The organism is Halorhabdus salina, from assembly GCF_013839425.1.
In the GTDB taxonomy this organism is placed as follows: Archaea; Halobacteriota; Halobacteria; order Halobacteriales; family Haloarculaceae; genus Halorhabdus; species Halorhabdus salina.
On the sequence record NZ_JACDNP010000003.1, the window covers coordinates 291,290 to 314,269 of the forward strand.

Sequence of the window (22,980 nt, forward strand, 5' to 3'; positions counted from 1 at the left end):
CGGTATCAGCCCGTCTCGATCGCCTGGGCCAGCCGTTCTACTAGTTCGCCGAGACATTCTGTCAGCGCCGATGACAGTTCACTCTCCGATTCAATAGCCGCAGGCTGGACGCCGAACAGCACGACCTGGGCCCCGGTCTCGCGTGCGAGAAACGTTCGTAACATCGCTGGCGTCGACTTATGCGAAGAGAACGATTCACCGCCGAGGTCATCCGGATCGACCCACTTACCCGAGCCGGGATCGGCGTCGAACGCGACGGCATCAATGAGGACGATCCAGTCCGGATCGAATCGCCTGATTACGCCGGTGTGGTTCTCCGGAGCGACCCCGCCCTCGACGAACAGCAGCCGGTCGTCTTCGGAGGGTGCTGCCCGCGATTCCAATCGCCTGAGCAGTTCGAGGCCGACGGCGTCGTCACCACGCAGTGCCGACCCGATCCCGAGGACGGCGACGCGCTCGCTTGAATCGATCGAGGGTGGTTCTGCCACACTGCTCGAAACGGCACACAACCTCTAAAGCGATCCGATAGACCACGGATTGAAGACAGTCTCTGAGTCGTCCTGGGCCAGTCCATCACGATAGATATCTCCACAGATGCCGACGAAGGTACCGGCTGAATTCGAATAATTCAAGGCCGATTCCGATCAAACTTGCCGGTATGTATACTTCCGGGAGGGCAGTCGTGTGAGTGGCACACATCTCGCCATCGCACCGTTGATCGCGCTGTTTGGCGGTGTACTCGGGGCCTATCTGGCTGGCCGATCCACGCGTGGCCGATCGGCGACCCGGCCTGGCGTCGTCGCCGCGCTGGCATTGGTGCTCGCACTGGCGTCGACCTGGTTGCTGTGGACGCGATCGCTCCCGATCGAATACGCCCTGTTCGGCGAGGGTGTCGGCGTACGCGTCACCGCACTGAGTGTCTTTCTCTCGACGATCGCGTGCATGGTCGGCCTCGCTGTGACCGTCCACGCAATGGGGAGTGACGACAGCGATGACGCCGCCGACCTGTACTTCCCGCTCGTTCTCGCGACCGTCGCCGGCGTCGTCGGGATCGGCCTCTCCGCGGACCTGTTCTCGCTGTACGTCTTCTTCGAGGTGATGGCCGTCGCGACCTACGCGCTGGTCCCCTTCGCGGTCGATCGGGCAACGGCCGTCGAGGCAGGTCTCAAATACGTGATCATGAACGCCGCGGGCTCGCTGCTGGCAATCTTCGGCATTTCGCTCGTCTACGCCCACACCGGTGGCGTTCTCGACTTCGCCGCACTGTCCGGGGCGCTGACGGCAACGACCGGCCCGGGGCCCCTGGAGGCGGCGGTCCTCTTCCTCGTCGTCGGATTCGGCGTCAAGGCAGCGGTCGTCCCGCTACACACCTGGCTTCCGGACGCCTACACGGAGTCGCCGGCGAGCGCGAGCGCACTGCTTGCAGCCCTGGCGACGCCGGCTGCGATCGTCGCGATGGGCAAGGCGCTCTCGGTGGTTCCTGATGGCGTCTCGGTCGGTCTCCTGCTACTGGTGCTTGGCGCGCTGACGATGACCGTCGGCAACTTCCTCGCGCTGGGTCAGCGCGATCTCAAGCGACTGCTCGCCTATTCGTCGATCCCGCACGTCGGCTACATCGTCTTCGGGCTCGGCGTCGGCTTCTACGGCGGGTTCGATGTCGCCTTCGACGGCGCCCTGTTCCACGTCCTCGCGAACGCGTTCATGAAGGGCGGTGCCTTCCTCGCGGTTGGCGCGATCGGCTATCGACTTGCCGGGGTCGAGGGCGAGCATCGAACGCTCGACGCGCTTGCCGGCGTGGGCTACCGGATGCCGGTCGCCGCAGGCGCGATCGCCGTCGCCGTGTTGGCACTCGCTGGCGTCCCGCCGCTCGCGGGCTTCTGGGGCAAACTGTTCATCGTCCTCGGGAGCGCCGAGGTATCGGGCGCAGTCGGCGTCGGTCTCGCCGTCATCGTGGTTGGCAACTCCTTCCTGTCGCTTGGGTACTATCTTCCGGTGCTCGGAGCCTTGTTCGATAGCCCGACTGACGCCGTATCGTCGCTCGACCGGACGCCCACGCGACTCGCCGTGCCAATCCTGGCGATGACTGCCGGGACGATCCTGCTCGGACTCGCCCCGGCCTTCGGGCTCGACCTGGTCGGGCCAGCGGCTGACGTCTTGCAGCATGGCCTGGAGGTGACACCATGATCGAGCAACTGCCCACGGCTGTCCTCGGCCTTACGGTCCTGTTTGGGCTGGTCGCGGTCGCCGCACGGGACTTCCTGGTTTCGATCCTCTCGCTGTCGGGGGCGAGTGTCGCTCTCGCGGTGTACTTCTTCCTGGCAGGGGCACCGATCGCAGCGGTGTTCGAGGCGGTCGTCGCCGCCGGGCTGATAACCGTCCTCTTCCTGTTCGTGATCAGCCTGACCGAGGCTGATACCGCCGAGCGCATCGAACGCGGGAAACTCACGGTGGTGGGGCTGGCACTCGGGGGCCTCCTCGGTGTCGGTATCGCTGTCTGGGCACTCCTCGATCCCGTTGCCAGCGAAGCAGCCACCGGGACGACGTTCGCCCAGGCACTGTGGAGTGGTCGGTCAGTCGATCTGCTCGCCGTCACAATACTCATGTTCGTCGGCGTCCTCGCCGTGGTCCGGTTGACGGCTGAACGGCTCGACCCCGTGACCGACACGACAGCGACGCAACCGGGTGACCGAGCCAGCGGCCAACAGGAGGGAGAGTCATGACTGCACTCGCCTATGGCGTCGCAGTGGCACTGTTAGTACTCGGCCTGGCGAGCATCGTCGCCGGTCGGAACGTGGTGAAGACGCTGATCGGCGTCGAACTCGCCTCGAAAGGCGTCCTCGTGAACTTTGTGGCGACCGATCCAGCCGGCAGTCAGGGGATCGTCGTGATTCTCATCGTGATCGATGCCGTCGTCGTCGCCGTGCTGCTGGGCGTGGCCGTCGCGGCGTATCGACAGTACGGAACGCTTGATCTCGATGCCCTCGGGAGGTTGACATGGTAACGAACCGACGGACGTTGCTCGTATCGACGCCCGGCGTGCTGGTCGCCGGCGCACTGCTTGTCGCCGTTGCAGTCATGGCACCCGGACAGCCGACACCGGCCGTCCTGGCCCTCGGCGCGATCGTCCTACCGCTTGTCGGCGCAGCCGTGTTGCCGTTCGTCGCGACCGCGGGCGATCGCGTCCGGAACGGGACGGCCGTCCTGATCGGGGTTGTCACTGCGGGCCTGACGCTGTCGCTTGTCCCGCGCGCGCTGTCCGGTGATCCAGCCGTTGTCCAGTACGACGTCGCCTGGGTGCCGGCGGCCGACGTGTCTTTCGGCCTCTATATCGACGTTCTGGGCGTGCTAATGGCGACCATCGCGGGCATCGTCGGCGCGCTTGCGCTTGTCTTCTCGACGCGCTTCATGGAACGTGAAGGGGGGCTGACGCGGTACTACGCGCTCACGTTGCTGTTCGTCGGCGGGATGATCGGGTTCGTGTTGACCGACAGCCTCGTCGCGCTGTACGCCTTCTGGGAAGTGCTGGGACTGTGTTCGTTTGGCCTGATCGCGTTCTGTCTGGAGGACGAGACCTCCTTCGCGGCCGGCGTGAAGGCCTTCGTCACGACCCGCTTTGGCGACATCGGCCTGCTGGCTGGCATCGCCGTGCTGTGGGTCGGCGGCGGAACGTTCTCGATCCGTGGCCTGATCGACCAGGCTGCAAGCGGCGCGCTGCCGACCTGGACGCTTACCGCCGCCGGCGCGCTGTTCATCCTCGCGGCAGTGGGCAAATCGGCACAGTTCCCCTTACACGTCTGGCTACCCGACGCGATGGAGGCCCCGACGACCAGCACGGCGCTGATCCACGCCGCCTGTATGGTCAACGCCGGACTGTACCTCCTGCTTCGGACGCGCCCCATCTTCGAGGGGGTGTCCTGGTGGGCGACTGCCGTGCTGGCCATCGGGACGATTACCGCGTTCCTCGCGGCCGTGCTCGCAACCGTCGAGAACGACTTCAAGCGCGCGCTGGCCTACTGTACAATCAGCCAGCTGGGGTACGTCACGGCGGCCATCGGTCTGGCCGGCGGCGTCCTGCCCGCGAGCTATCACCTCCTGAGCCACTCGATTTTCAAGGCGCTGCTGTTCCTGGCAGCTGGCTCGGTCATCTACGGGATCGGTGGGACGGTACACAAACACGTCGACATGGTCGAGTATAGGGGCGTGGGGAACCGCGAGCAGATGCCCCTGACCAACGCGGCTTTCCTCGTGGGTATCCTCGGGCTGATCGGCGTCCCCGGGTTCAACGGCTTCTGGAGCAAGGAGTTGATCCTCTCGACGGCACTGGAGGGCAGTGCCATCGAGCAGGTCGCCTTCGGCGTCCTGGCGATCACGGCCGTCTTGACGGCCGTCTACTCGATCCGGATCTACTATCTGGTGTTCGTCGCCGAGCCGACGGCGAGTGCCGAGGAATCGCCGCTCGCGATGACCGGGCCGCTGGCCGTGTTGGCTGGGCTGACGGTTACCTCCTGGCTCGCCATCGGACCGCTCTCCGATGGGCTGGCGACGTACTTCCCGGCAAGTCACCTCCACGCCTACACGCTCGTCGAATTCCTCGAGCACACGCTGACGCCCCGGACAGCTGTCCTGACGGCCGGGATCCTCGGCTTTGGCTATGTCGGGTTCCGCTTCCGGGAGCCGATCAACGTCGCCGCGCCGAACGGGCTGCTTGCCATCCTCGACGCTGGCTACGGCTTTGATCGACTCTACAAGGAGCTCGTCGCGGCCTACCGCTGGTGGTGTACCCGGACGCGCATCATCCAGACCGGTGACGTGAACTACAACGCGGTCGGGATCGTTGTCGCGTTAGTGCTCGCCGCCGTGGTGCTCGTCATCTGACGGCCGAAAACGCACCCTTTTTGCTCACGTGGCCGCCATGACTGGACAATGAGCCCGACAGCGCGACCTGTGAGGTGGTGGCCGTGACCCGCGAGTTTACCGAGATCACCGTCGTCGGCGACGACGCCACGGGATTGATCGCCGAGGTTACCTCCCTCCTCTTCGAGCGCGGGATCAACATCGAAGACCTCGATCAGGCGGTCCGGGAGGGCGTCTTCCGGATGACGACGATGGTCGACACCAGCGAGATGATCGTCACCGAGGAGACCCTGCGGGAGGATCTCCAGGACCTTGCCGACGATCTCGGAGTCGACATCACGGTCCGGTTCCCCGAGGACCGTGAGACCCAGTCTATCGCTGTTCTCGTGACCAAGGAGAGTCACTGCCTGGAAGCCATCTTCGAGGCCTGGGCCAGCGGGAATATCGACGCCGACGTCGAGGTGGTCATCGGCAACCACTCCGATCTCCAACCGCTCGCCGAGAAGTACGATGTCCCTTTCCACGACATCGGCGACGAGAAGGGCACGCCCGACGAGGACGAACTCTTAGATCTGCTCGCCGAGTACAACGCGGACCTGATCGTCCTCGCGCGGTACATGCGCATCCTCAGCCCGGACGTCGTCTTCCGGTACGAAAGTCGGATCATCAACGTCCATCCCTCGCTACTTCCCTCCTTCCCCGGTGCGTCGGCGTACATGCAGGCCATCGAGGAGGGAGTCCGGATCGCCGGCGTGACCGCCCACTACGTGACAACTGACCTCGATCAGGGCCCGGTCATCACCCAGCGGGTGTTCAACGTTCCTCCGGAAGCGACCGAGGAAGAACTGCAGCAGATCGGCCAGCCATTAGAGGCCGAGGCACTACTGGAGGCGATAGATCTCCACCTCAACGACGAGATCTACGTCCACCGTGGTCGGACTCGGCTGCGCGATCCCGAGGAGACCGACGCCCAACTGGGCGCCCCCGAAAAGATCGACGAACTCAATCCCGATCGACCGATCGATGGGTTAGGTGAAATTGTTTCAACGGGTGGCGAGGCCGACGACTGACGACCAGTTGGAACCCAATCGGCCGATAATAACGCTCCAGCGGAGAAAACGAGTTATTCCAGACCGAGGTCGGCCAGCGAGTGCGTGTGCTGCCACGCGCCAGCGATCGCGTCAGTATCGAAGGTGATGACGCCGTCGGTCAGCTCCAGCCGGACGGTGTCGCCGTCGATCTCCGTGTCGTGAAGGTGCAGTTCAAGCGGCTGGCCGAAGTCCGCGACCGCGATCATCAGTTCACCGTTCGTTTCGAGCAACTCCTGTAGTTCGTCAGCTTCCATAGTCGGATACAGCTACACGCGAACTACCCAAAAAGATTGCTACATCATGGATTTTCGACGCTGATTCCACCGAACGGACCGACGCAAGCCCTCGTTTTTGGCCGGCCTAAAAACAGGCAGAACCCGCCCCTTCTGGAAGGGCTAAACGGGGCCGTCCCTGCTGTCGGGGTATGCAGGTCTCCCACTACGATACGTGTCAGGACTGTGGCTGTGAACTCGAAGCAACCACGACCTACCGCAATCACGCCTACTGTGGCGATTGTGGCGGGACGCTCGCCTGAGTCGCGACAGCAACAGTCCGCTCAGAGATCCTAGACACGCTCGATCGCGTCCTCGATAGCTGGCGCGTCGAAGACATCCCGACCGACATAGGCGTTCGTCCCCGCCTGGTAGAGGTCGCTTGCGGCGTCGATAATATCTTCTTCGAGCGGTTCCGGCTGGCGCTCACACAGTGATTTCCAGTCGGCCACGCCGCGCTCGTTCGCCACCGCCTTCGCGTCGCTGACGGCCCCGACCCAGTCCGATTGGGTCCGCTTGTGATATTGTCGAATGACTTCCTTGCTGACTTCCTGCCCATCGTAGGAGAACCGATTCTCATCGAAGGTGCCCACCACGTCAGCGACCCGGATCTCGCCCTGGTAGTAGAGACACTCGATTTTGCCGTCTTCGTGGACGAAGCCTGCCTCGGCAGCCTGGCGATTGAGCAGGTCGTTGACCTCGCGGGCGACAGCTTCGAGAGCATCGATATCGGCACGGCCGGCGATCCGGTCGGCCGCCGCCGCCGAGAGGTACCGATCCTGTTCCTCGTACTTCGTCGAGAATTCCACGATCGGGTCGGTCAGTTCGACGGCCTCCTCGGGCCACGATTCGTAATCGAGACCGTGGTCGGCCGGGTCCGAGCGCTTCCGAAGGCTCGAACCGACGGGGACGGTGTTGCGGAAGACGATCTCCAGCGGGATGAGGTAGTTCTCGCCCGCCGCGTCGTGATAGGCATCGTAGTCGTAGCCGCCTGTCTCGTGTGGCAGATCCGGGACCTGTGTCAGACTGATAGCCATCTCGCGGGGCTGTTTTCCGGCCTCGATGGCCGTTTCGAGGGCCATCTGTTCGCCATCGACGACGACACCCTCGTAATGAGTGCCTATGCCAGCTGCGTCCAGTTGGTCGAAGTTAGAGGCCCCCATCGTACAGAGTGACGCCCCCTTTCCGGGGATTTCGTCGGGCATCTTCCCCCAGTCGAACACCGAGTAGTCGTCGGTGAAGACGAACGCGCCCCGACCCAACCCGGTCGCCGTCGGTTCCTCGTCGATCCGGAACTCCTTGACGCTGGTCATCGAATCGGCGTTCCGGGCCGGCACCCTTAGAGGTTGCACATCCTACCGGCCGGGCACATCGCCGTCGAGTGCACGCCCGTTCAACGCATGTGCGTCTCCGGAACAGCTTCGAGCGGTAACTGCCTATCCCATCACAAACGCGTGTGTTGCCCTGGATCACGAGAGGGCGTTAGAAAACCAAGCGGTCATTACAGCTTTATCTATTCGAACGGACTGGCTGAAACGTGAGATACATTTATACAAGTGGCTTTTGTTATCGAGATCGATAGGCGCACTCATCGCATATCGCCCCGTTCTACAATGAGCTCCCAAGACGTTCACATACTCCACGTTCCTGCTCCCGCTGCCGATCGGGAGATCGGGAAGCAACTCGCCAATATCGACGGATACGACGTGCTTACGAAGACATGCATCGAACCGGCCCTAGAAGCCGTCACGGCTGGCGATATAGATTGTATCGTCACCGTGGACGACGGGAGCGGTGCCGGAATCACATTTCTCCGCCGTCTCCGGTCGCGAGTTACCGACCCGACGCCGTTCGTTCTCGTCGTGGACAATCCAGCCGAGCAGACAGTGATAGACGCGCTGAACGCCGGTGCCGATCGATTTCGCCGAGTCCAGGAGGTCGAAGACGACGTATCCTCACTGGCTACAGCGATCGACGAAAGTATCATGGCTCGCAACGCCGAGCGACAGGCCGCCCAAGACCGCCGCGAATACGAGCGGCTGTTCAAACATATCAACGAGGGGGTCGCATTACATCGGCTGGTTAGAGACGACGACGGAACACCAATCGACTACGAATTGATGGAGGTGAACCCGGCCGGCCGTGATATGCTCGATATCGATTCGCCACGGGCGTTGCCGGCCCATGCGTCGACATTCTTCGAGCAGGACCCACCACCGTATCTCGATCAATATGCGGATGTCGTCGAGACTGGCGAATCCGTGACATTCGAGACGTACTTCGAGCCGTTCGAATCGTGGTTCAGCGTAGCCGCGTACGCACCGGACGGAAATCAGTTCGCCACGGTTTTCGAAGACATCACGGGACGACGGGAACGACAGTCCGAACTGGAACTCTTCCGGGAGATGATCGACCACGCCCAGGACGGAATCTTCGTTATCGATGCGGAAACGGGCGTGATCGAGGACGTCAACGAGGCCGCCTGCGACCGACTCGGATACGAACGCTCGGAGTTGGAGGGGGCTGGGGCCTGGGAAATTTCGACCTTCTTCGAAGACCAATCGGCGTTCCAGCGGTACATCGGGCGGGAGGATGATGACCAACGCCTCCACGTCGAAACCACCCACGAACGCAAGGACGGCAGCGAGATACCCGTCGAAATAGTGGCGTCGACGGTCTCGGCCGGGACCGACACGTATCGCGTCACCATCGCCCGTGACATCACCGGCCGCAAAGCACGCGAACAGGAACTCAAAGCCGAAAAGGAGCGCCTCGAAGAGTTCGCAAGCGTGTTGAGTCACGATCTCCGGACGCCCCTGGAAGTGGCGATGGGCCGACTCGAACTGGCCAGAGAAGACAGCGAATCCGACCACCTGGCCTCCGCCGACCGAGCGCTTGCCCGGATCGACGAGATCATCGAAGACGTCCTGACGCTCGTCCGAAAAGGCCAAACCGTCGATCCCGAGGCCATCGAGACCCTCGAACTGGCGTCGGTCGCGCGAGCGTGCTGGCAGACAGTGAGTACGGCCGACGCGACATTGCGAATCGAGACAGACAGAGAGATCGAGGCTGATCCGGGACGACTCAAGGAGCTACTCGAGAATCTCTACCGAAACGCCGTGGAGCACGGCGAGACCGGCGTGACTGTCGTGGTCGGTGACCGCCCGGACGGGTTTTTCGTCGCCGACGACGGCCCAGGGATCCCACCGGCAGACCGAGAGGCCGTTTTCGAGGCAGGATACTCGACCCGGGAGGGTGGCTCAGGACTGGGGCTGAGTATCGTCGAATCAGTCGCCCAGGCCCACGGCTGGAGCGTCGACGTGAGTGAATGCGAGCAAGGGGGCGTCCGCTTCGAATTCACTGGTCTGGAATCGACGAGAGCCGGCGACTGACTGGGCCACTACCCGCGGTAGGCATCGCGTCCCGCTTCGAGTGGCTTATGTCGATCGCGCTACAATGGCCCGGAGATGACCAATCCGGAGCGTGACGTCGTCGAGTTCGTCCTGACAGCAGCCATCTACACCGATCAGGATGACCTCGAACCCGACGATCTGCCACCCGAATATCGGGCGGTGTTCTGGGAAGATGGGACGATCGAGCGACCGGTCGTCGCGACCGCTGAAGCGGCACGGGAAGCGGCCGGCGTCGAGCGACCCTGGGCGGCCGTCTCGGAACTGATGTTCACCGACCGTGACGAGTTCACCGGCGAGATCGAATTTACCGATCGAGAGATGGCCGAAGAGTGGCTCGAAAAGCGCATTGACGCCAAAGACCTGCTCGAGAATCCGACGCTTGCAGCGGCCTTCGAGGATCGCTTCGAAGACGTGACGTACGAGCGTGCCCGCGAACAGATCCGCCCCGCACGGGCCGATCGGGCCTGGATCGACAGCCTGCTCGAAGAGTATTTCGCCGAGGAAGAAGAGGAGGAGATGCTCGATCTGGTGGAGATCCGCGCCCCAGAGGAAGTCGAGATGACCCTCGACGAACTCGTCCTCACGACGGACCAAGAAGACGAGATCAACAAACTTGTCAAGGCCATCGAACACCGCGAGTATCTCGCGAAGATCGGGCTCCGGGAGATCGGCAAACTTCTGTTCGTCGGCCCGCCAGGGACAGGGAAAACGAGTGTCGCCCGCGCGCTGGCCCACGACCTCGACCTGCCGTTCGTCGAAGTCAAACTCTCGATGATTACCTCCCAGTACCTCGGCGAGACCGCCAAAAACGTCGAGAAGACCTTCGAGGTGGCCAAGCGCCTCTCTCCGTGTATCCTCTTCATGGACGAGTTCGACTTCGTCGCCAAGACCCGGGCCAGCGACGAACACGCCGCGATCAAGCGCGCTGTGAACACGCTCCTGAAATCGATCGACGAGGTGAGTCTGATCCAGGACGACGTGCTCCTGATCGGTGCGACCAATCACCCGGATCAACTCGACGCCGCGGCCTGGCGACGCTTCGACGAGATTGTCAACTTCCCCAAACCGGACGACCAGATGCGAGCGGATATCCTCCGGGTCGTCACCCGCGACATGGAGATTGACGACTTCGATCCCGCGGGACTCGCGGCCATGACCGAGGGCCTGACCGGCAGTGACCTTCGACTCGTTCTCCGAGAAGCTGTCCTGAACGCACTGACCGAAGAGCGGACGACGCTCACCCAGACTGACCTCGAAGACGCCGTCGCCAACTTCGAGGAGCGGGACAATCTCAAAAACCTCGACATGATCGAGGGCGATCACGACGCGCTGGTCGCGGGCGGAACCCCGGATGCGAGTGAGGACGAACACGACCACGAGCACGACGATCACGACCACGTCGAGCACGCAGACCCCGCCCAGGACTGATCGAAACCGGGAGCGATGAGTCTCACGCCGACCCAACGCTTATTCTCGATGCCCGGGTGAGTTGGCTATGGCAATCGAGATCGGTCTCGTCGGTGCCGGCGATCGCGGTCACCACCATGCAGGCGAGTACGAGGAACTCGAGGCGGCCTCGGTCGTCGCCGTCGCCGATGTCGACCGCGAGGCAGCAATCGAACTCGCCGGGGAATTCGACGTTCCGGCCGTCTACGAGGACGCGCTGGCGATGCTGGACGACGCAACCCTCGACGCGATCAGTGTCTGTCTACACAACAACTTGCATCGGCCCATCGTCGAAGCGGCGGCCGCGGCCGGCGTCGACGCCTTCTGTGAGAAACCGTTGGCCGCGACGTACGCCGACGCCGCGGCGATGGTCGACGCTGCCGAGGATGCGGGAATCGAACTCGGCGTCCAGAACAACGAGCTGTTTTCGCCCGAGACGCGTGCCGGAAAGACGCTCATCGAGGGGGGTGATCTCGGTGAGCCGTACTACGCTCGCGGTGTCTTTTCTCGGCGGCGCGGCCGACCGTTCGTCGATGGCTACGGCACGCCGGCATTTGTCTCGAAGGAATCGGCCGGCGGTGGCCCTGTCATCGACGTCGGGACCTACGTCCTTGGCCAGTTGCTCTACCTGCTCGGAAACGCCCGCGTCGAACGGGTTGGCGGGGAAACGTTCGAACACACTGAGGCCACCTACGACGCCGACCTCGTCGGCGAGAATCAGGAGAAATATACCGACCGGCTGGCCTCGTCGGGCTACGACGTCGAGGATGCGGGCGTCGGGTGGGCCCACCTGGCAGACGGGTCGGTACTGGAACTCCGGGCCGCCTGGCACATGTTCCTGCCCGATCGCCCGAACGTCATCGCCGGGACGCAGGGCGGGCTCCAGCTCGATCCCTTCGAGTTCTACACGACGACCGAGGACTACGAGGCGACGGTTTCGATCGACCTCGACGGGTACGAGGCCCGCCAGGCACTCTTAGAGAGTGAGAGTGGCTACGACTTCGAGCGGGACATCGGCCAGTTCCACCACTGGATCGAGACGATCGACGGCCGGGCCGAAAATCCGATCGACACGGCCGGGCTGGCGCTGAACGCCATGCGGATCATGGAAGGATCTACCTGGCGGCAGATGCCGGCCGGGAACTGACCAGCGAGGAGATCGCCGAGCGCTCAGAATCGACTGCTATCGATCTGTGAGGAACTCCCGGGAAACGTTTGGCTCCTAGCAGGCCCAGCCTTTCTGTACGGCTCGGTCCGAGTCCGCGTAGGTCTTCTAGACCGTCGATCGACCGTTCGCCGAGGCGTTCGAAGGGTGTTGTGGCGACGCTCCGCGAAGAGTGCACGTGTTCTCCAATCGTATACTTTAGGCGATTCCAGAGCGTGGCACGCCCCGATGGAAGTTACCCTCCTCGGAACGGGCGACACGACGGGGACGCCAACGGTCGGCTGTGACTGTGCGGTCTGTCAGCGTGCCAGGAACCCAGACGAGCCTCTCGTCGATCAACTGGACGAGCGGGGCGTCACGGTCGGCCCTCGCGGCGTCGAGCGAACGCGGTTCTCGATCCACGTCCGCAACGAGCGAACTGACGAGACGCTGCTGATCGATGCCAGCCCGGACTTTCGGACGCAGTTCCTCCGTGAGGACCTCGAACCACCGGACGCCGCCCTTATCACGCACGTCCACTTCGACCACCTGGACGGTTTGGGCAACGTCTATCGGCTCTGCCGGGAGCTACCGGTGTACGCGTCAGGGGCAGTCGACCCAGAAATGGGTCACAGCGTCGCCGAGCACGTCCGGGATCGCTACGACTACCTCGACCCACTCGACGTCCAGGCTCGCCAACCGTTCGAGTCGTTTTCCATCTGTGGGTTTACAGTCCGACTGGTGCCCGTCGATCATCCGCCCCTCGACACCTATGGCGTCGTGATCGAAGATCCCCAGACCGGCGGACAACTCTCGATCACGGGCGATACGAGGTATCGGATCCCGGCGGATTCGAAAGACGCACTGGCCGATCCGGACCTGCTCGTCGCCGACGGGATTCTCCCGGCGGATCGCTGTGACTCCCATCCGGCCGGCGGGGCCGATTACGACGAGAACGGTGTCCCGATGACTTACGGCACCAAGCACATGACCATCGAGGGTGCGAAATCGCTGGCCGATGAGCTCGACGCAACCGAAACTCGCATCGTCCACCTCTCACACTATCTCCCGGCTGAAACAGCGTTCGATCGCCCGCTTGGCGTCGACGGCGAACGGTTCTCGCTGTGAGGCGGATCCTGTGGACGATGGGCTGCGTCTGGAGAGTGATTGCCGGCACAAAGCCTTTGTGCTGGCGACCGAAGCCACCGCATGGACATCGACTCGGAGCTCGATCCGATAACGATCGAGGGGTTGCCCGCACAGCGGCCAATCGTGGCGATCATTCTGGCCGCCGTCGTCGCGACGGTCGTCTACCTGGCGATCCAGCTGGCAATGGACGGGGCGGTCGAACTCGTCGAGACGGCCGCGTTCGGAATCGTTTTCACTGGTGTCTACGTCGCCTTTCTGTACCTTCGACGTCAGTTCCAGGCGTCAGAATCGTAACTCACCCGTAGCGATCGAGCCCCGCCTGTCGACGTGTTCGCCCTTCTGGATCCGGCCGCCATGAGCTTCGGTCGGCCCGGACTGCCGAAAGATCGACAGCCGGCGAGTCGCCCGCATCGAAGCCTGCACAGTCAGGCCCGCACTCGCTTGCCGGGTCGACGATCCGACCGGCCCATTCGCAGTACGGGGCCGTCTCAGTCGATCCCGCCCCAGGCTGGCACTGTTCACAACCCGGATAGTCGAACGTGCGCCACCCTTTCCCGTATGCACGTTCAGCAAGTCGCCGACGTGCCCGGGATTTCTCACTTGGCGAGACGGTTCGGATGTCAGTCGTGCCCGGCGTTTGCTCGATGATTTCGACGCCCTGACTGTCGGTCTCAAGGGGCGTCGACTCTCTGAGAACAGCCCGGTCGCCCGACTCGGGATCGAACCGCCAGATGCCGACTTCCTCGGGGAGACGATTCCGATGGGCGCCGGTCACGTGGGAAGCCGTCGCCAGGACGACCGCATCGAACAGCCCGAGCGAGACGTCGGTCTGGAGTTGGGCCTGGAGGTCACCAGGCCGATCGAGATCGGGTTTGTTCTCGATGCCGACGAGGCGATCGAACCACCGTTCGGGGTACCGAGACACCTGCCTGACCGCCGGATCCCCGTCGACCCGTTCGCGCTCGAAAAAGCCCGCCGCAACAGCGCGATCGACGATCCATCGGCGTTGTTCGGGACGACGGTCGGGAAAGACATCCCGGACCCGACGGGCAGTCCCCGGACCGACCGGTGCCCCGATCGCGGCCGACGGGATCGTCCCCTCGGTGATCGCTGCCCGGCGATCGAACGCTGGTCCCGGATCGATAGCGACGACATCGATAATGCGACGGCCGTGGACGTGTGCGCCCAGCTGGCGAGCGACGAGCGTCTCCTCGTCCTCGATTGCCCCACACAGTGCCAGTTCGAACGCGTACTCGCGCACGCCACGTGCTCCGGTAGCGACGCGCAAAAACGTCTCGCCCGGACGGCCGCGGCATCCTCGTCTCACGAACGGCGAACTTCGAGCACACCCATCGCGTGCCGAGCGAGCGACCAAACGACCGTGGCGAGAAGGGCACCGACGGCGTTCGTGAGCATGTCCCCGACGGCAAACGTCCGATATGCCAAGGTCGCCTGGACGAATTCGATAAGCACGCCGAACACGATCACCGCGATCGGAGCCATGGCGGTCGAGACGGTTGTTTCGAAACGACTGTCAAGCAGTGCGTAACGTACGGAAAACGTCAGAACCGCGTACCCACCGAGATGAGCCCACGTCGCCCGGCTGGCCAGGCCGAACGGGCCGGAGCGAGCGATACCAGCCCCCGGGTCGAGGACGGAGCCGAGAAAAATCACCGCCGCGATGACGACCGCGAGCAGCCATCGAACGGTCCGGGGAACGCCACCCAACAGGCCCGACATATCCCGGTATTCCGGGGGCGCGGACAAAACTCCTTCTCAGCGTTCGGTCACGTGCCGTATGTCGCTGGCAATGCCACGCGTACTCCCAGCCATCTCCGGGCCACTCATGTTCGCCCGGCCGACCGCGAGTGCCGAGGGACCCTCGAAGACGACCTCGTCACCGACGCGGATCGACTCGTCGGCGTCGAGGATGCCCGGCGCGAGGACGCTGCCGTGCGGGACGAAGTCGTCGATCTCGACTCGCTTCGTCGGGACGTCCGAATCGATCCACCGGCGCGCACCGGCAAGCGTCAACGAGAGGACGCCGTATTCGGGGACCATCGCCGCGAGTTGCTCGCCGTTGTCGGCCTTCGCACGGAGCTTGGGGTGAAAACTCTCGACCTGCAAGTCATCGAAGATCGCCTCGCCCGCACCGGCACCGAACTGGTAGTCCGCAATCGCCCGGATGGCGTTGTGCTGGCGCTCGCGTTTGCGATACTTCGGTTCGCCAGCCAGCGTCGCTGCAAGGTTCTCCAGCGATTCGTCCGTCGTCGGATGATCTGTGACCGTGTACTCGAAGGTCTCTCCGAGACGTTCCTCGACGCGTTCGGTGATCGCCTGATAGTCCTCGGGGATGTGAGCGATCACGCGCGGATAGTCGTTTGCTTCGAGATACGATTCGAGTACGTCGGCGACGAATTCGACCTCCGTCGCCGACCAGCGACCGGTCACGACGCTGTCGTAGTGTTGTGCCGGGTAGGTGAGTTCTAACTCCTGGGGGACGACGCCGATCGGTGAGGTCATCGAAGCGACGTGAGCCCGGAAGTTGATGGCATCCTGAAACTGACTGTGGCTCTGGGAGTCGCTGTAGGGCTTGCTGGCCGAGCACGGCAGCAACACCAGCGGCGTGTCGAAGCGACACTGGTACCGCTCGGTGACCCGCTCGGCGAAGCGCTGGATCTCGACGCGATCGAGCGTCTCGGCGCTCGCGGCGGTGATTTCGCTCTTCCGGACGAGTGGTGTCCGCTGTTCGAGATACGCATACTGATCGTCGAGTCGCCGCATCGTGGCTGTCAGCCACTGCTCGTGGCGGGCCTGCCCTTCAAGGTAGTCCCGCAGTCGCCCCTGTCGGATCCGATTGCGGACGGTCCGGAGTTCGGCTTTGAGGGTGGCGACGTTGTGCTCGACGCAGTCCTCCCGATCGAAGGTCTCGATCCTCTGCTGACAGGCCTCACAGGCACAGGGCAGTTCCTCAAGGTCGTCGAGTCGGTACTCGCCGTCGGACGTGAGATACCAGCCCTGCGTTCCGCGGATGACGGCTCGGTCGGTGTCGAAGAGATCTGCGCCGATGTAGGCGAGCGTGGCAACGTTGCCCGGCGTCGCGATTCCCGGCAGGTACAGTCCAGCGTCCGGCGGGATTGACTCCCGGGTCGAAGTAATCGCTTCGACGAAAGCCGCACTGTGGCCCGTGAATCCGGATGCACCGGCAAGGACGTAGGCGTCTGTGCCCTGATCGGCAGCTGTCTCCGGCGAAACGACGGCCGCACTCGGGAACGCAACGTCCGGATAGTTCGGTTCGAAGGCCGCCTGGACTTCCGCGGGCGTTCCAGCCGGGAACGCGCGATGGGGCAACACCGACAGCGTCGACTCGTCGCCGTCGGGGACGGCCTGTTCGTCGCTCCAGAGACTGCCGGCCTCTTCGAGAACGTCGTCGAGCAGTGCCGGTGTGGTGAGCGAATCCGCGAGTCTGAGGTCGCCGATCCTGGCGGCCCCGTCGCGGTCGATCACCTCGAAATACTCGGTCATGGCCATCCGGACGGCCCCAGCGATGAACTATCTTTCCTTGTCGTCAGTCGTGACACTCGTATCCAGCACCGTCACTGCCTCCGGCACCGACGCGAGAGCAGCTGGGGGCCACCCATCGTGAGCGAGTGTAATCGACGCCTCGCCGGCGGTCGCGAGTCGCTCGATCCCCCGGACTGCTGCCCGGTAGGCCGCCCGGTCGGTCCGATCGGGTAGCTCGGCCGTCAGCGGGTACGTCTGGTCCAGTTCCGGCGGGACGGGACCAAACGGCGGCACGACCGTCCACGTCTCGTCGAATGTACCGTCCGGTCGAGGCGCGTCCTCGGCAACCAGCAAGAGGTCGCCGTCCGGGGCGACGCGTCCGAGACGGTCGTGATGCCGCTCGACTTCTGGCCGCCGGGCACTCTCCGCCGAGAGATAGAACATCGCGTCTTTCGAAGCTGGATCAGTCGTCTCTAGCTGGTCTGCGTGATCGAGCAGCGCGCGGTAGCCGTCCAGCATCGTCGGGTGGGCGCGCGCCCGGGACTCGACGAGTTCGAGCAGTTCTCCCCGCCGAATGGCCTGTTTGATCCGGCGCATCTCACCGAAGGAGACGTGGAGGTTGTGTTCGGCCAGTTTCTCGACGCGCTGGTCCTCGGGGAGATTACGGACTTCCTCGGGAGTGAACCGCGAACAGACCGGACACTCACACGGGAAGTATTCGAGTTCGTCCAGGTGTTTCGTGCCGCGGACGGTCAGGTATCGCCCGTCTCGGGCGTACAGCGCGTAGGCCGCCGAGTCGAACAGATCACATCCGAGCGCGACCGCCAGCGCGAACATCATGGGATGGCCCGCCCCGAAGAGGTGAACCGGCGCGTCAGCCCCCAGTCCGCGCTTGGCCGCGGCGACAGCGTCGACCATGTCCGCGAATCGATACTCGTTCATCAGCGGGACGACCGCCCCGACGGGAAACACGTCCAGCCCGCTCGCATAGGCGTCCCGAGCCGCTCGCTCACGGAGGTCGGGATACGTCGAGCCCTGGACTGGCGCGTTGAGCAGCATCTCACCGAGATCCATCTCGGTCGCAGCTGTGATCCGCTCGGTCGTCGTGGCGAGTTCCGATTCAGCCTGTTCACGCCCGACATCCGGCGGCGTCGGGAGGTCGACCGGGGTTCCGATATCGGATCCGATCTCGTGTTGGAACCGGAGGATCTCCGGACTCGTGACGTCGATCTCGCCGTACTCGGCGAGTTGAAACGACCCCGAATCGGTCATGATCGGGCCGTCGAATCCGAGGAGATCGTGTAAGCCGTCTTCGAGAGCCGGCTCTCGGACCTCGTCACTCCCGTAGATGACGTAGCTGTTGGTGATGAGCATCTCGGCTCCGAACTCCCCGAGACGGCCGGGCGCGATGGTTTTGTGGTGCGGGTTGATCACCGGTAACAGTGCCGGCGTCTCGACGGTGCGGTCTGCCCGCGGGACAGTCAGTTCCCCCAACCGCCCACCGGCGTCGTACCCCTGGAGTTCGAAGTGCTCACGCATGACCGCCCGTCGGAAGTCGGCGGGCCTAAGGATTCCGTTTCGCCAGCTTATCGCTCGAACAGCGTGTCGTACAGGACGTCAGGCATCGTCCGCCCGTCCCGGAGCTCGGCCTCACGGGCGGCTGCCGGGTCGTCGCCGGGTTCGAGACTGCTGGCGGGCAACCCGTCGTTGACCCGACTGACGGCCTGATGCTATTTCCCGATCACGACCACGATTCCATCGGTCGTCAGCGGGAGTATCACGACGCTCTCACCTTCCGCCAGATCGTCGAATTCGGTCTTGGTCCCGTCGGGTAGTTCGACGGTCTCCCGCACGATAGCGAACCCCCACAGGAGTAGGCGGTCTGGCTGGATCACGTCTCTCATGTGGGGCCATCGCGCTCCACACACGTCGATTTATCCGGACACCGAACACTGGCGCGGATCGTGAGATTTACATTGAAAATCCATTCTCCGTTAGCAATAAACAACGAGGAACATACTGTAAGTTTGTATTGTTCAAATCCGTCATATATCCATCAATCAGATAAACAGATTGAAGGTAGGTGCACGAACGTGTCGAAATACTCGGGTTTTTGGACTGCCAAATAATGTCTCTGTCCAAATACTGCTGGTGGGATAGTTCTCAGAACGTGAAAATCACGGGTCCCATTAATATACGAAACTGGCGAACGTCTGTACGTGAGGTAGATACGAATGGTAAACACCGAGGTGGATACGACCCTGTTCGGGACAGACGTATCGTACGAGATAGATGGCCGATGGCTGGCGTATTTCACGTTCCTGTTACGCTTGATGGTCGGCTGGTGGTTCTTCCACGCCGGCATCACGAAGATACTGGAGAGCGGCGTCTCCTACAACGCCAGTTGGTTCGTCGCCCAGGAGGGGCTCGTACTCTCGCCGATCATGAACCTCTTCCAGTCGGGCATCCCGTATGGGATCGTCCAGTTCATGATTCCGGTCGGTGAGACCTTGATCGGCCTCGGCATCCTGGTCGGGTGTCTCGTCAGGCTCGCGTCGTTCTTCGGCGCGTTCCTGATGATCTTCTTCGTGACCACCAACCGCGGTTGGGGTCACGGGTTCGTCAACAGCGACATGATGGGGCTGCTGTTGTTCGTCGCGATGATCGTTCTGGCCGCTGGTCGGATCTGGGGTATCGACGCGTTCCTAGAGAAGACAAGCTTTGTCCAGAACTACCCCCGACTGCGGTACCTACTCGGCTAAGGAGGTGACAAGATATGTCAACTAACACTAACACGGAAGAAACGCTGGCCGACCAGATCGCAATGGGGCTCGGCGGCGGCCTGATGATCCTTGGTGTCGTTATCACCGGGATCATCGAGGTCTTCAGCGGAAGTCCGTACAGCCCGACCTCGACACTCGAAGATGGAACGATCGTCGTCGCCGAAGGAGTCACGATCGATCCGTACATCCGGGCGGTGCTGATCACTATCGGTGCGGCCATCCTCATGCTGTTCGCGATCTACGCGTTCGCGACGAAACAGCATCTCGACTGATCGCCCGTTCGCTCCCCGTTTTGCGGTCGCCCACCTCTTTTAGGCGGACCGAAGGACAGTTTTGTCTGGCTCCCCGACCAGGACGTAATGACTGTCAGTGAACCGGGTGCGCTGGATGTCGCGTCGATACGCGAGGATTTCCCCGTGCTGGACCGGGAGTTCGACGGCACGCCGCTGGTCTATCTCGACAACGCGGCGACGACCCAGACGCCCCAGCAGGTCATCGACGCCATCAGTGAGTACTACGAGACCTACAACGCCAACGTCCATCGGGGCCTTCACCAGCTTAGTCAAGAGGCATCGATCGCCTACGAGGAAGCCCACGACACCGTCGCTGAATTTGTCGGTGCCGCGGGCCGCGAGGAACTGATCTTCACCGGCAACACCACCGAGTCCGAGAATCTGGTGGCCTACGCCTGGGGCCTGAACGAACTTGGGCCCGGCGACGAAGTCGTCCTGACGGAGATGGAACACCACGCCTCGCTGGTTACCTGGCAGCAGATCGCGAAGAAAACCGGCGCGACGGTGCGATATATTCGGGTGACTGAGGACGGCCACCTCGACTTGGACCACGCAAAGAAGTTGATTGGCTCCGATACCAAACTGGTCTCGGTGCTACACGTCTCGAATACCCTCGGGACGATCAACCCCGTCGCGGACCTGGCCGACCTCGCGCACGCACACGACGCGTTGATTTTCGTCGACGGGGCCCAGGCGGTTCCCAACCGACCGGTCGATGTCGAGGCCATCGACGCGGACTTTTATGCGTTCTCCGGGCACAAAATGGCCGGCCCGACCGGGATCGGCGCGCTGTACGGCAAACAGGCCATTCTGGAAGCCATGGAGCCGTTCAACTACGGCGGCGACATGATCACGAAGGTCACCTTCGATGACGCCACCTGGAACGACCTGCCCTGGAAGTTCGAGGCCGGGACGCCCAAAATCGCCCAGGGGATCGCGCTGGCGGAAGCCGTCGAGTATCTGGATGACATCGGTATGGAGGCGATCGCCCGCCACGAGAACGAACTCGCCCAGTACACGCTCGACCGACTCGCCGAATTCGACGACATCGAGACGTTCGGTCCGCCTGCGGGCACAGAGCGTGGCGGTCTCGTCTCGTTCAACCTGGGCACCGTCCACGCCCACGACCTCTCGTCGATCCTCAACGACTACGCGGTCGCGATCCGGGCGGGCGATCACTGCACCCAGCCGCTCCACGACAAACTCGGTGTCGCCGCGACGGCCCGAGCCTCGTTCTACATCTATAACACGCGCGAGGAGATCGACGTGCTGATCGACGCCATGGACGACGCCCGGGAACTGTTTGCCTGAACGTACGCGGCCTGTGGCCGCGTTTCGCCGATCCCGAGGCGGTGCCGAGGGATCGGATTTTTGGTCCAGATTTTTGCCGCGAGCGGGTTGCGGGCCGATCGGCCCGCAACCGAATGACGTGGCGGTGAAACCGCCACGCGGTCGCCTTCGGCGACCCGAGGCCGAAAAAGGTGGCGAGGCGATAGACGACGCCAGAGAGCTGTTCGGATAGACCGAATCGACGGAAGATCGAACGGCTGGCCACGACCCCAAACGACGCTCAGTCGCCGCCCCACTCCCACTTGGTCCGGTCGATCTTTTCCTCGATCGCGTCGATCTGCTTCTCGTAGTCGGCGGCGTCGATCGACGATGCCGTCTCGGCCACAGACTGGGCCTCCTGCAGGCGATCGACTGCTCGCTCGTAGTGTTCCCTGGCGTCCTCGGCATCCTCGTCTTCGAGTTTCTCGCCCGTGGTTTCGAGTTGCTCAGCGTGGGTCTCTAACGCCCCGACTGTCGAGGCCGCGATCGACGACAGGTCGACAGCCACGTCGAGCGTCGCGACGCCATCGGTCCGATTCCAGCCCGCTTCGCTAGCGGCGCTGATCCGGCGAAACGCGTCGAGCCAGCGTGTCGCAGCGGCGTCAGGCTGATCGGCTTCCTGGGCAACTTCGACCGTCTTGGTCGTCGCCGAGACGTATTGTTCGTCGAGGCCCTCGACGCGATCGGCCAGCGAGTCGATCCGCTCGCCAGCGGTTTCGGGCGTTGACTCGACGTTGTCGATCGCCTCACGGAGTGTCGAAACGGCCCGGGAAGCTGTCGTATACGCTCTACAGAACGTCTCGAAGTCTTCGGCTACTAGCCTGTCTTCGGCCCGATCGATGTCGGTCTCGCCGCGGTCCAGCCAGACGGTAACGTACCGACGATCGCACTCCCGGGCGACAGATTCGATGCGTTCGTCGAGTTTCTTGGCTAGCACGTCGTCGCCCTCGTTACCGAGTGGATGAGCATCGTCGAGCCGGCTAACGTGATGGCGTGCCTCCGAGAGCTGCGATCGTACGCGCAGGCGGAGGTCGTTTTGCGCGGTGGTTGCGAATCGCTGCTCTGACTCCCCTAGAATCTGTGATTCCAGCGTGTCGATCACATCCCGAGCAGCCGAAATGGACTGCTCGACGGATCGGTATACGTCAGCAACGCTCTGGATATACTCCGTGACCGTTTCGGCGTCTCCCTCCGTTGGCGAGAAGTGAATCGACTCCTCGTCGTGGCCGACGACAAGTTTGGTGTTCAGAAAGCCACTCTTTAAATGACATGTCGTGATCGACTCGAAATCGAAGTCGATTTCGACGGCCTCGGGCTGGTCGCCCAGTATAACCAGCAGTCGCTCGTCGGTCACGACAAGATAGGCATCGTGGTCACTCTCTGGCTCGACTGTTGTCGTTCGGCCTTCAGTCGTATGCTCGACGCTATCGCTGGCCAAGACGTGCTTGGGGCGTTCCCCGTTGTCGAGTAATTCGGCGAAGGGGCCGGCGTCCAACTCGGCCTCGCTGTCGGTCCCACCGATTAACGATCCCGAAAGGTCGTTTACTTTCTCGAACATAGTCACTTGACGATCGTCATTGCTTACCCCAAACTGTACAGACGTGGGATATTAATAGTGCGCCTTTCGGTGGGTACCGTACGAAGAATCTGGCCACTGCTGCACTCGCTTGCTGGGGGCGTTTTTCGGCAACGCCTACAGATA

Annotated in this window: 22 protein-coding genes; 13 read left to right on the forward strand and 9 right to left on the reverse strand. The window is 62.9% G+C overall.

Features of this window, described 5'->3' with window-relative positions; genetic code table 11:
* Positions 1-5: 5 nt before the first annotated feature.
* Positions 6-488 (reverse strand): hydrogenase maturation protease, encoded by a 483-nt coding sequence (locus tag HZR20_RS06110; protein ID WP_181685697.1) that lies wholly within the window; start codon positions 486-488, stop codon positions 6-8.
* A gap of 196 nt (positions 489-684) precedes the next feature.
* Between HZR20_RS06110 and HZR20_RS06115 the strand changes: the two genes are divergently transcribed.
* The 5 genes from HZR20_RS06115 to HZR20_RS06135 all read left to right on the forward strand — a co-directional run bounded on the left by HZR20_RS06115 (position 685) and on the right by HZR20_RS06135 (position 5,924).
* The gene (locus HZR20_RS06115; RefSeq protein WP_181685698.1) at positions 685-2,184 is read left to right on the forward strand and encodes a complex I subunit 5 family protein; all 1,500 of its coding nucleotides are present in this window, start codon (positions 685-687) and stop codon (positions 2,182-2,184) included.
* The gene (locus HZR20_RS06120; RefSeq protein WP_181685699.1) at positions 2,181-2,720 is read left to right on the forward strand and encodes an NADH-quinone oxidoreductase subunit J; all 540 of its coding nucleotides are present in this window, start codon (positions 2,181-2,183) and stop codon (positions 2,718-2,720) included. Before HZR20_RS06115 ends, HZR20_RS06120 begins: the two co-directional genes overlap by 4 nt.
* Complete coding sequence (locus tag HZR20_RS06125; protein WP_181685700.1) at positions 2,717-3,001, forward strand: NADH-quinone oxidoreductase subunit K; 285 nt, start codon at positions 2,717-2,719, stop codon at positions 2,999-3,001. Before HZR20_RS06120 ends, HZR20_RS06125 begins: the two co-directional genes overlap by 4 nt.
* Positions 2,995-4,875: an NADH-quinone oxidoreductase subunit 5 family protein gene (locus tag HZR20_RS06130; RefSeq protein ID WP_181685701.1), complete on the forward strand. Its 1,881-nt coding sequence runs from the start codon at positions 2,995-2,997 to the stop codon at positions 4,873-4,875. Before HZR20_RS06125 ends, HZR20_RS06130 begins: the two co-directional genes overlap by 7 nt.
* Positions 4,876-4,949: 74 nt before the next feature.
* On the forward strand, positions 4,950-5,924 hold the full coding sequence (locus tag HZR20_RS06135) for a formyltetrahydrofolate deformylase (protein ID WP_181685702.1): 975 nt from the start codon (positions 4,950-4,952) through the stop codon (positions 5,922-5,924).
* Between the two features lie 53 nt (positions 5,925-5,977).
* Here HZR20_RS06135 and HZR20_RS06140 read toward each other — a convergent pair whose 3' ends face one another.
* Both HZR20_RS06140 and HZR20_RS06145 read right to left on the reverse strand, forming a co-directional pair.
* The gene (locus tag HZR20_RS06140; protein ID WP_181685703.1) at positions 5,978-6,199 is read right to left on the reverse strand and encodes a hypothetical protein; all 222 of its coding nucleotides are present in this window, start codon (positions 6,197-6,199) and stop codon (positions 5,978-5,980) included.
* A 311-nt stretch (positions 6,200-6,510) separates the two neighbouring features.
* The gene (locus tag HZR20_RS06145) at positions 6,511-7,530 is read right to left on the reverse strand and encodes a phosphoribosylaminoimidazolesuccinocarboxamide synthase (RefSeq protein WP_181685704.1); all 1,020 of its coding nucleotides are present in this window, start codon (positions 7,528-7,530) and stop codon (positions 6,511-6,513) included.
* 300 nt (positions 7,531-7,830) lie between these two features.
* On the opposite strand from HZR20_RS06145, the gene HZR20_RS06150 reads away from it, so the two are divergent.
* The 5 genes from HZR20_RS06150 to HZR20_RS06170 all read left to right on the forward strand — a co-directional run bounded on the left by HZR20_RS06150 (position 7,831) and on the right by HZR20_RS06170 (position 13,663).
* On the forward strand, positions 7,831-9,609 hold the full coding sequence (locus tag HZR20_RS06150) for a PAS domain S-box protein (RefSeq protein ID WP_181685705.1): 1,779 nt from the start codon (positions 7,831-7,833) through the stop codon (positions 9,607-9,609).
* Between the two features lie 75 nt (positions 9,610-9,684).
* Positions 9,685-11,058: an ATP-binding protein gene (locus HZR20_RS06155; protein WP_181685706.1), complete on the forward strand. Its 1,374-nt coding sequence runs from the start codon at positions 9,685-9,687 to the stop codon at positions 11,056-11,058.
* 67 nt (positions 11,059-11,125) lie between these two features.
* Complete coding sequence (locus HZR20_RS06160) at positions 11,126-12,223, forward strand: Gfo/Idh/MocA family protein (protein WP_258560369.1); 1,098 nt, start codon at positions 11,126-11,128, stop codon at positions 12,221-12,223.
* 246 nt (positions 12,224-12,469) lie between these two features.
* Positions 12,470-13,348 (forward strand): MBL fold metallo-hydrolase, encoded by an 879-nt coding sequence (locus HZR20_RS06165; protein WP_181685707.1) that lies wholly within the window; start codon positions 12,470-12,472, stop codon positions 13,346-13,348.
* Between the two features lie 81 nt (positions 13,349-13,429).
* Positions 13,430-13,663 (forward strand): hypothetical protein, encoded by a 234-nt coding sequence (locus HZR20_RS06170; RefSeq protein ID WP_181685708.1) that lies wholly within the window; start codon positions 13,430-13,432, stop codon positions 13,661-13,663.
* 1 nt (position 13,664) lies between these two features.
* Here the strand turns inward: HZR20_RS06170 and HZR20_RS06175 are convergent, their stop codons facing one another.
* From HZR20_RS06175 to HZR20_RS14500, 5 genes are all read right to left on the reverse strand, one after another.
* The gene (locus HZR20_RS06175) at positions 13,665-14,630 is read right to left on the reverse strand and encodes a DUF5787 family protein (RefSeq protein WP_181685709.1); all 966 of its coding nucleotides are present in this window, start codon (positions 14,628-14,630) and stop codon (positions 13,665-13,667) included.
* Positions 14,631-14,692: 62 nt separating this feature from the next.
* The gene (locus tag HZR20_RS06180; RefSeq protein WP_181685710.1) at positions 14,693-15,109 is read right to left on the reverse strand and encodes a VanZ family protein; all 417 of its coding nucleotides are present in this window, start codon (positions 15,107-15,109) and stop codon (positions 14,693-14,695) included.
* Between the two features lie 36 nt (positions 15,110-15,145).
* A complete protein-coding gene (gene arcS / locus HZR20_RS06185; RefSeq protein ID WP_181685711.1) occupies positions 15,146-16,894 on the reverse strand; it encodes an archaeosine synthase subunit alpha in 1,749 nt (582 codons plus the stop codon).
* Between the two features lie 27 nt (positions 16,895-16,921).
* The gene (gene tgtA / locus HZR20_RS06190; RefSeq protein WP_181685712.1) at positions 16,922-18,412 is read right to left on the reverse strand and encodes a tRNA guanosine(15) transglycosylase TgtA; all 1,491 of its coding nucleotides are present in this window, start codon (positions 18,410-18,412) and stop codon (positions 16,922-16,924) included.
* A 191-nt stretch (positions 18,413-18,603) separates the two neighbouring features.
* Positions 18,604-18,777 (reverse strand): hypothetical protein, encoded by a 174-nt coding sequence (locus HZR20_RS14500; protein ID WP_258560370.1) that lies wholly within the window; start codon positions 18,775-18,777, stop codon positions 18,604-18,606.
* Between the two features lie 330 nt (positions 18,778-19,107).
* Here HZR20_RS14500 and HZR20_RS06200 point away from each other — a divergent pair, with 330 nt between their 5' ends.
* The 3 genes from HZR20_RS06200 (at position 19,108) to HZR20_RS06210 (ending at position 21,260) form a co-directional block, all read left to right on the forward strand.
* Positions 19,108-19,635 carry a DoxX family protein gene (locus HZR20_RS06200; protein ID WP_181685713.1) on the forward strand — a complete coding sequence of 176 codons (528 nt, stop codon included), beginning with the start codon at positions 19,108-19,110 and terminating at the stop codon, positions 19,633-19,635.
* Positions 19,636-19,649: 14 nt separating this feature from the next.
* On the forward strand, positions 19,650-19,928 hold the full coding sequence (locus tag HZR20_RS06205; RefSeq protein WP_181685714.1) for a hypothetical protein: 279 nt from the start codon (positions 19,650-19,652) through the stop codon (positions 19,926-19,928).
* A gap of 87 nt (positions 19,929-20,015) precedes the next feature.
* Complete coding sequence (locus HZR20_RS06210) at positions 20,016-21,260, forward strand: aminotransferase class V-fold PLP-dependent enzyme (RefSeq protein WP_181685715.1); 1,245 nt, start codon at positions 20,016-20,018, stop codon at positions 21,258-21,260.
* A 259-nt stretch (positions 21,261-21,519) separates the two neighbouring features.
* On the opposite strand, the gene HZR20_RS06215 is transcribed toward HZR20_RS06210, so the two are convergent.
* A complete protein-coding gene (locus HZR20_RS06215) occupies positions 21,520-22,836 on the reverse strand; it encodes a PH domain-containing protein (protein WP_181685716.1) in 1,317 nt (438 codons plus the stop codon).
* Positions 22,837-22,980: the final 144 nt, after the last annotated feature.

Coding starts and splice junctions, on each gene's coding strand:
- HZR20_RS06120 (WP_181685699.1), top strand. CDS start 2,181: ATGATCGAGCAACTGCCCACGGCTGTCCTCGGCCTTACGGTCCTGTTT.
- HZR20_RS06125 (WP_181685700.1), top strand. CDS start 2,717: ATGACTGCACTCGCCTATGGCGTCGCAGTGGCACTGTTAGTACTCGGC.
- HZR20_RS06130 (WP_181685701.1), top strand. CDS start 2,995: ATGGTAACGAACCGACGGACGTTGCTCGTATCGACGCCCGGCGTGCTG.
- HZR20_RS06140 (WP_181685703.1), bottom strand. CDS start 6,199: ATGGAAGCTGACGAACTACAGGAGTTGCTCGAAACGAACGGTGAACTG.
- HZR20_RS06145 (WP_181685704.1), bottom strand. CDS start 7,530: ATGACCAGCGTCAAGGAGTTCCGGATCGACGAGGAACCGACGGCGACC.
- HZR20_RS06150 (WP_181685705.1), top strand. CDS start 7,831: ATGAGCTCCCAAGACGTTCACATACTCCACGTTCCTGCTCCCGCTGCC.
- HZR20_RS06155 (WP_181685706.1), top strand. CDS start 9,685: ATGACCAATCCGGAGCGTGACGTCGTCGAGTTCGTCCTGACAGCAGCC.
- HZR20_RS06160 (WP_258560369.1), top strand. CDS start 11,126: ATGGCAATCGAGATCGGTCTCGTCGGTGCCGGCGATCGCGGTCACCAC.
- HZR20_RS06165 (WP_181685707.1), top strand. CDS start 12,470: ATGGAAGTTACCCTCCTCGGAACGGGCGACACGACGGGGACGCCAACG.
- HZR20_RS06170 (WP_181685708.1), top strand. CDS start 13,430: ATGGACATCGACTCGGAGCTCGATCCGATAACGATCGAGGGGTTGCCC.
- HZR20_RS06180 (WP_181685710.1), bottom strand. CDS start 15,109: ATGTCGGGCCTGTTGGGTGGCGTTCCCCGGACCGTTCGATGGCTGCTC.
- arcS (WP_181685711.1), bottom strand. CDS start 16,894: ATGACCGAGTATTTCGAGGTGATCGACCGCGACGGGGCCGCCAGGATC.
- tgtA (WP_181685712.1), bottom strand. CDS start 18,412: ATGCGTGAGCACTTCGAACTCCAGGGGTACGACGCCGGTGGGCGGTTG.
- HZR20_RS14500 (WP_258560370.1), bottom strand. CDS start 18,777: ATGAGAGACGTGATCCAGCCAGACCGCCTACTCCTGTGGGGGTTCGCT.
- HZR20_RS06200 (WP_181685713.1), top strand. CDS start 19,108: ATGGTAAACACCGAGGTGGATACGACCCTGTTCGGGACAGACGTATCG.
- HZR20_RS06205 (WP_181685714.1), top strand. CDS start 19,650: ATGTCAACTAACACTAACACGGAAGAAACGCTGGCCGACCAGATCGCA.
- HZR20_RS06210 (WP_181685715.1), top strand. CDS start 20,016: ATGACTGTCAGTGAACCGGGTGCGCTGGATGTCGCGTCGATACGCGAG.
- HZR20_RS06215 (WP_181685716.1), bottom strand. CDS start 22,836: ATGTTCGAGAAAGTAAACGACCTTTCGGGATCGTTAATCGGTGGGACC.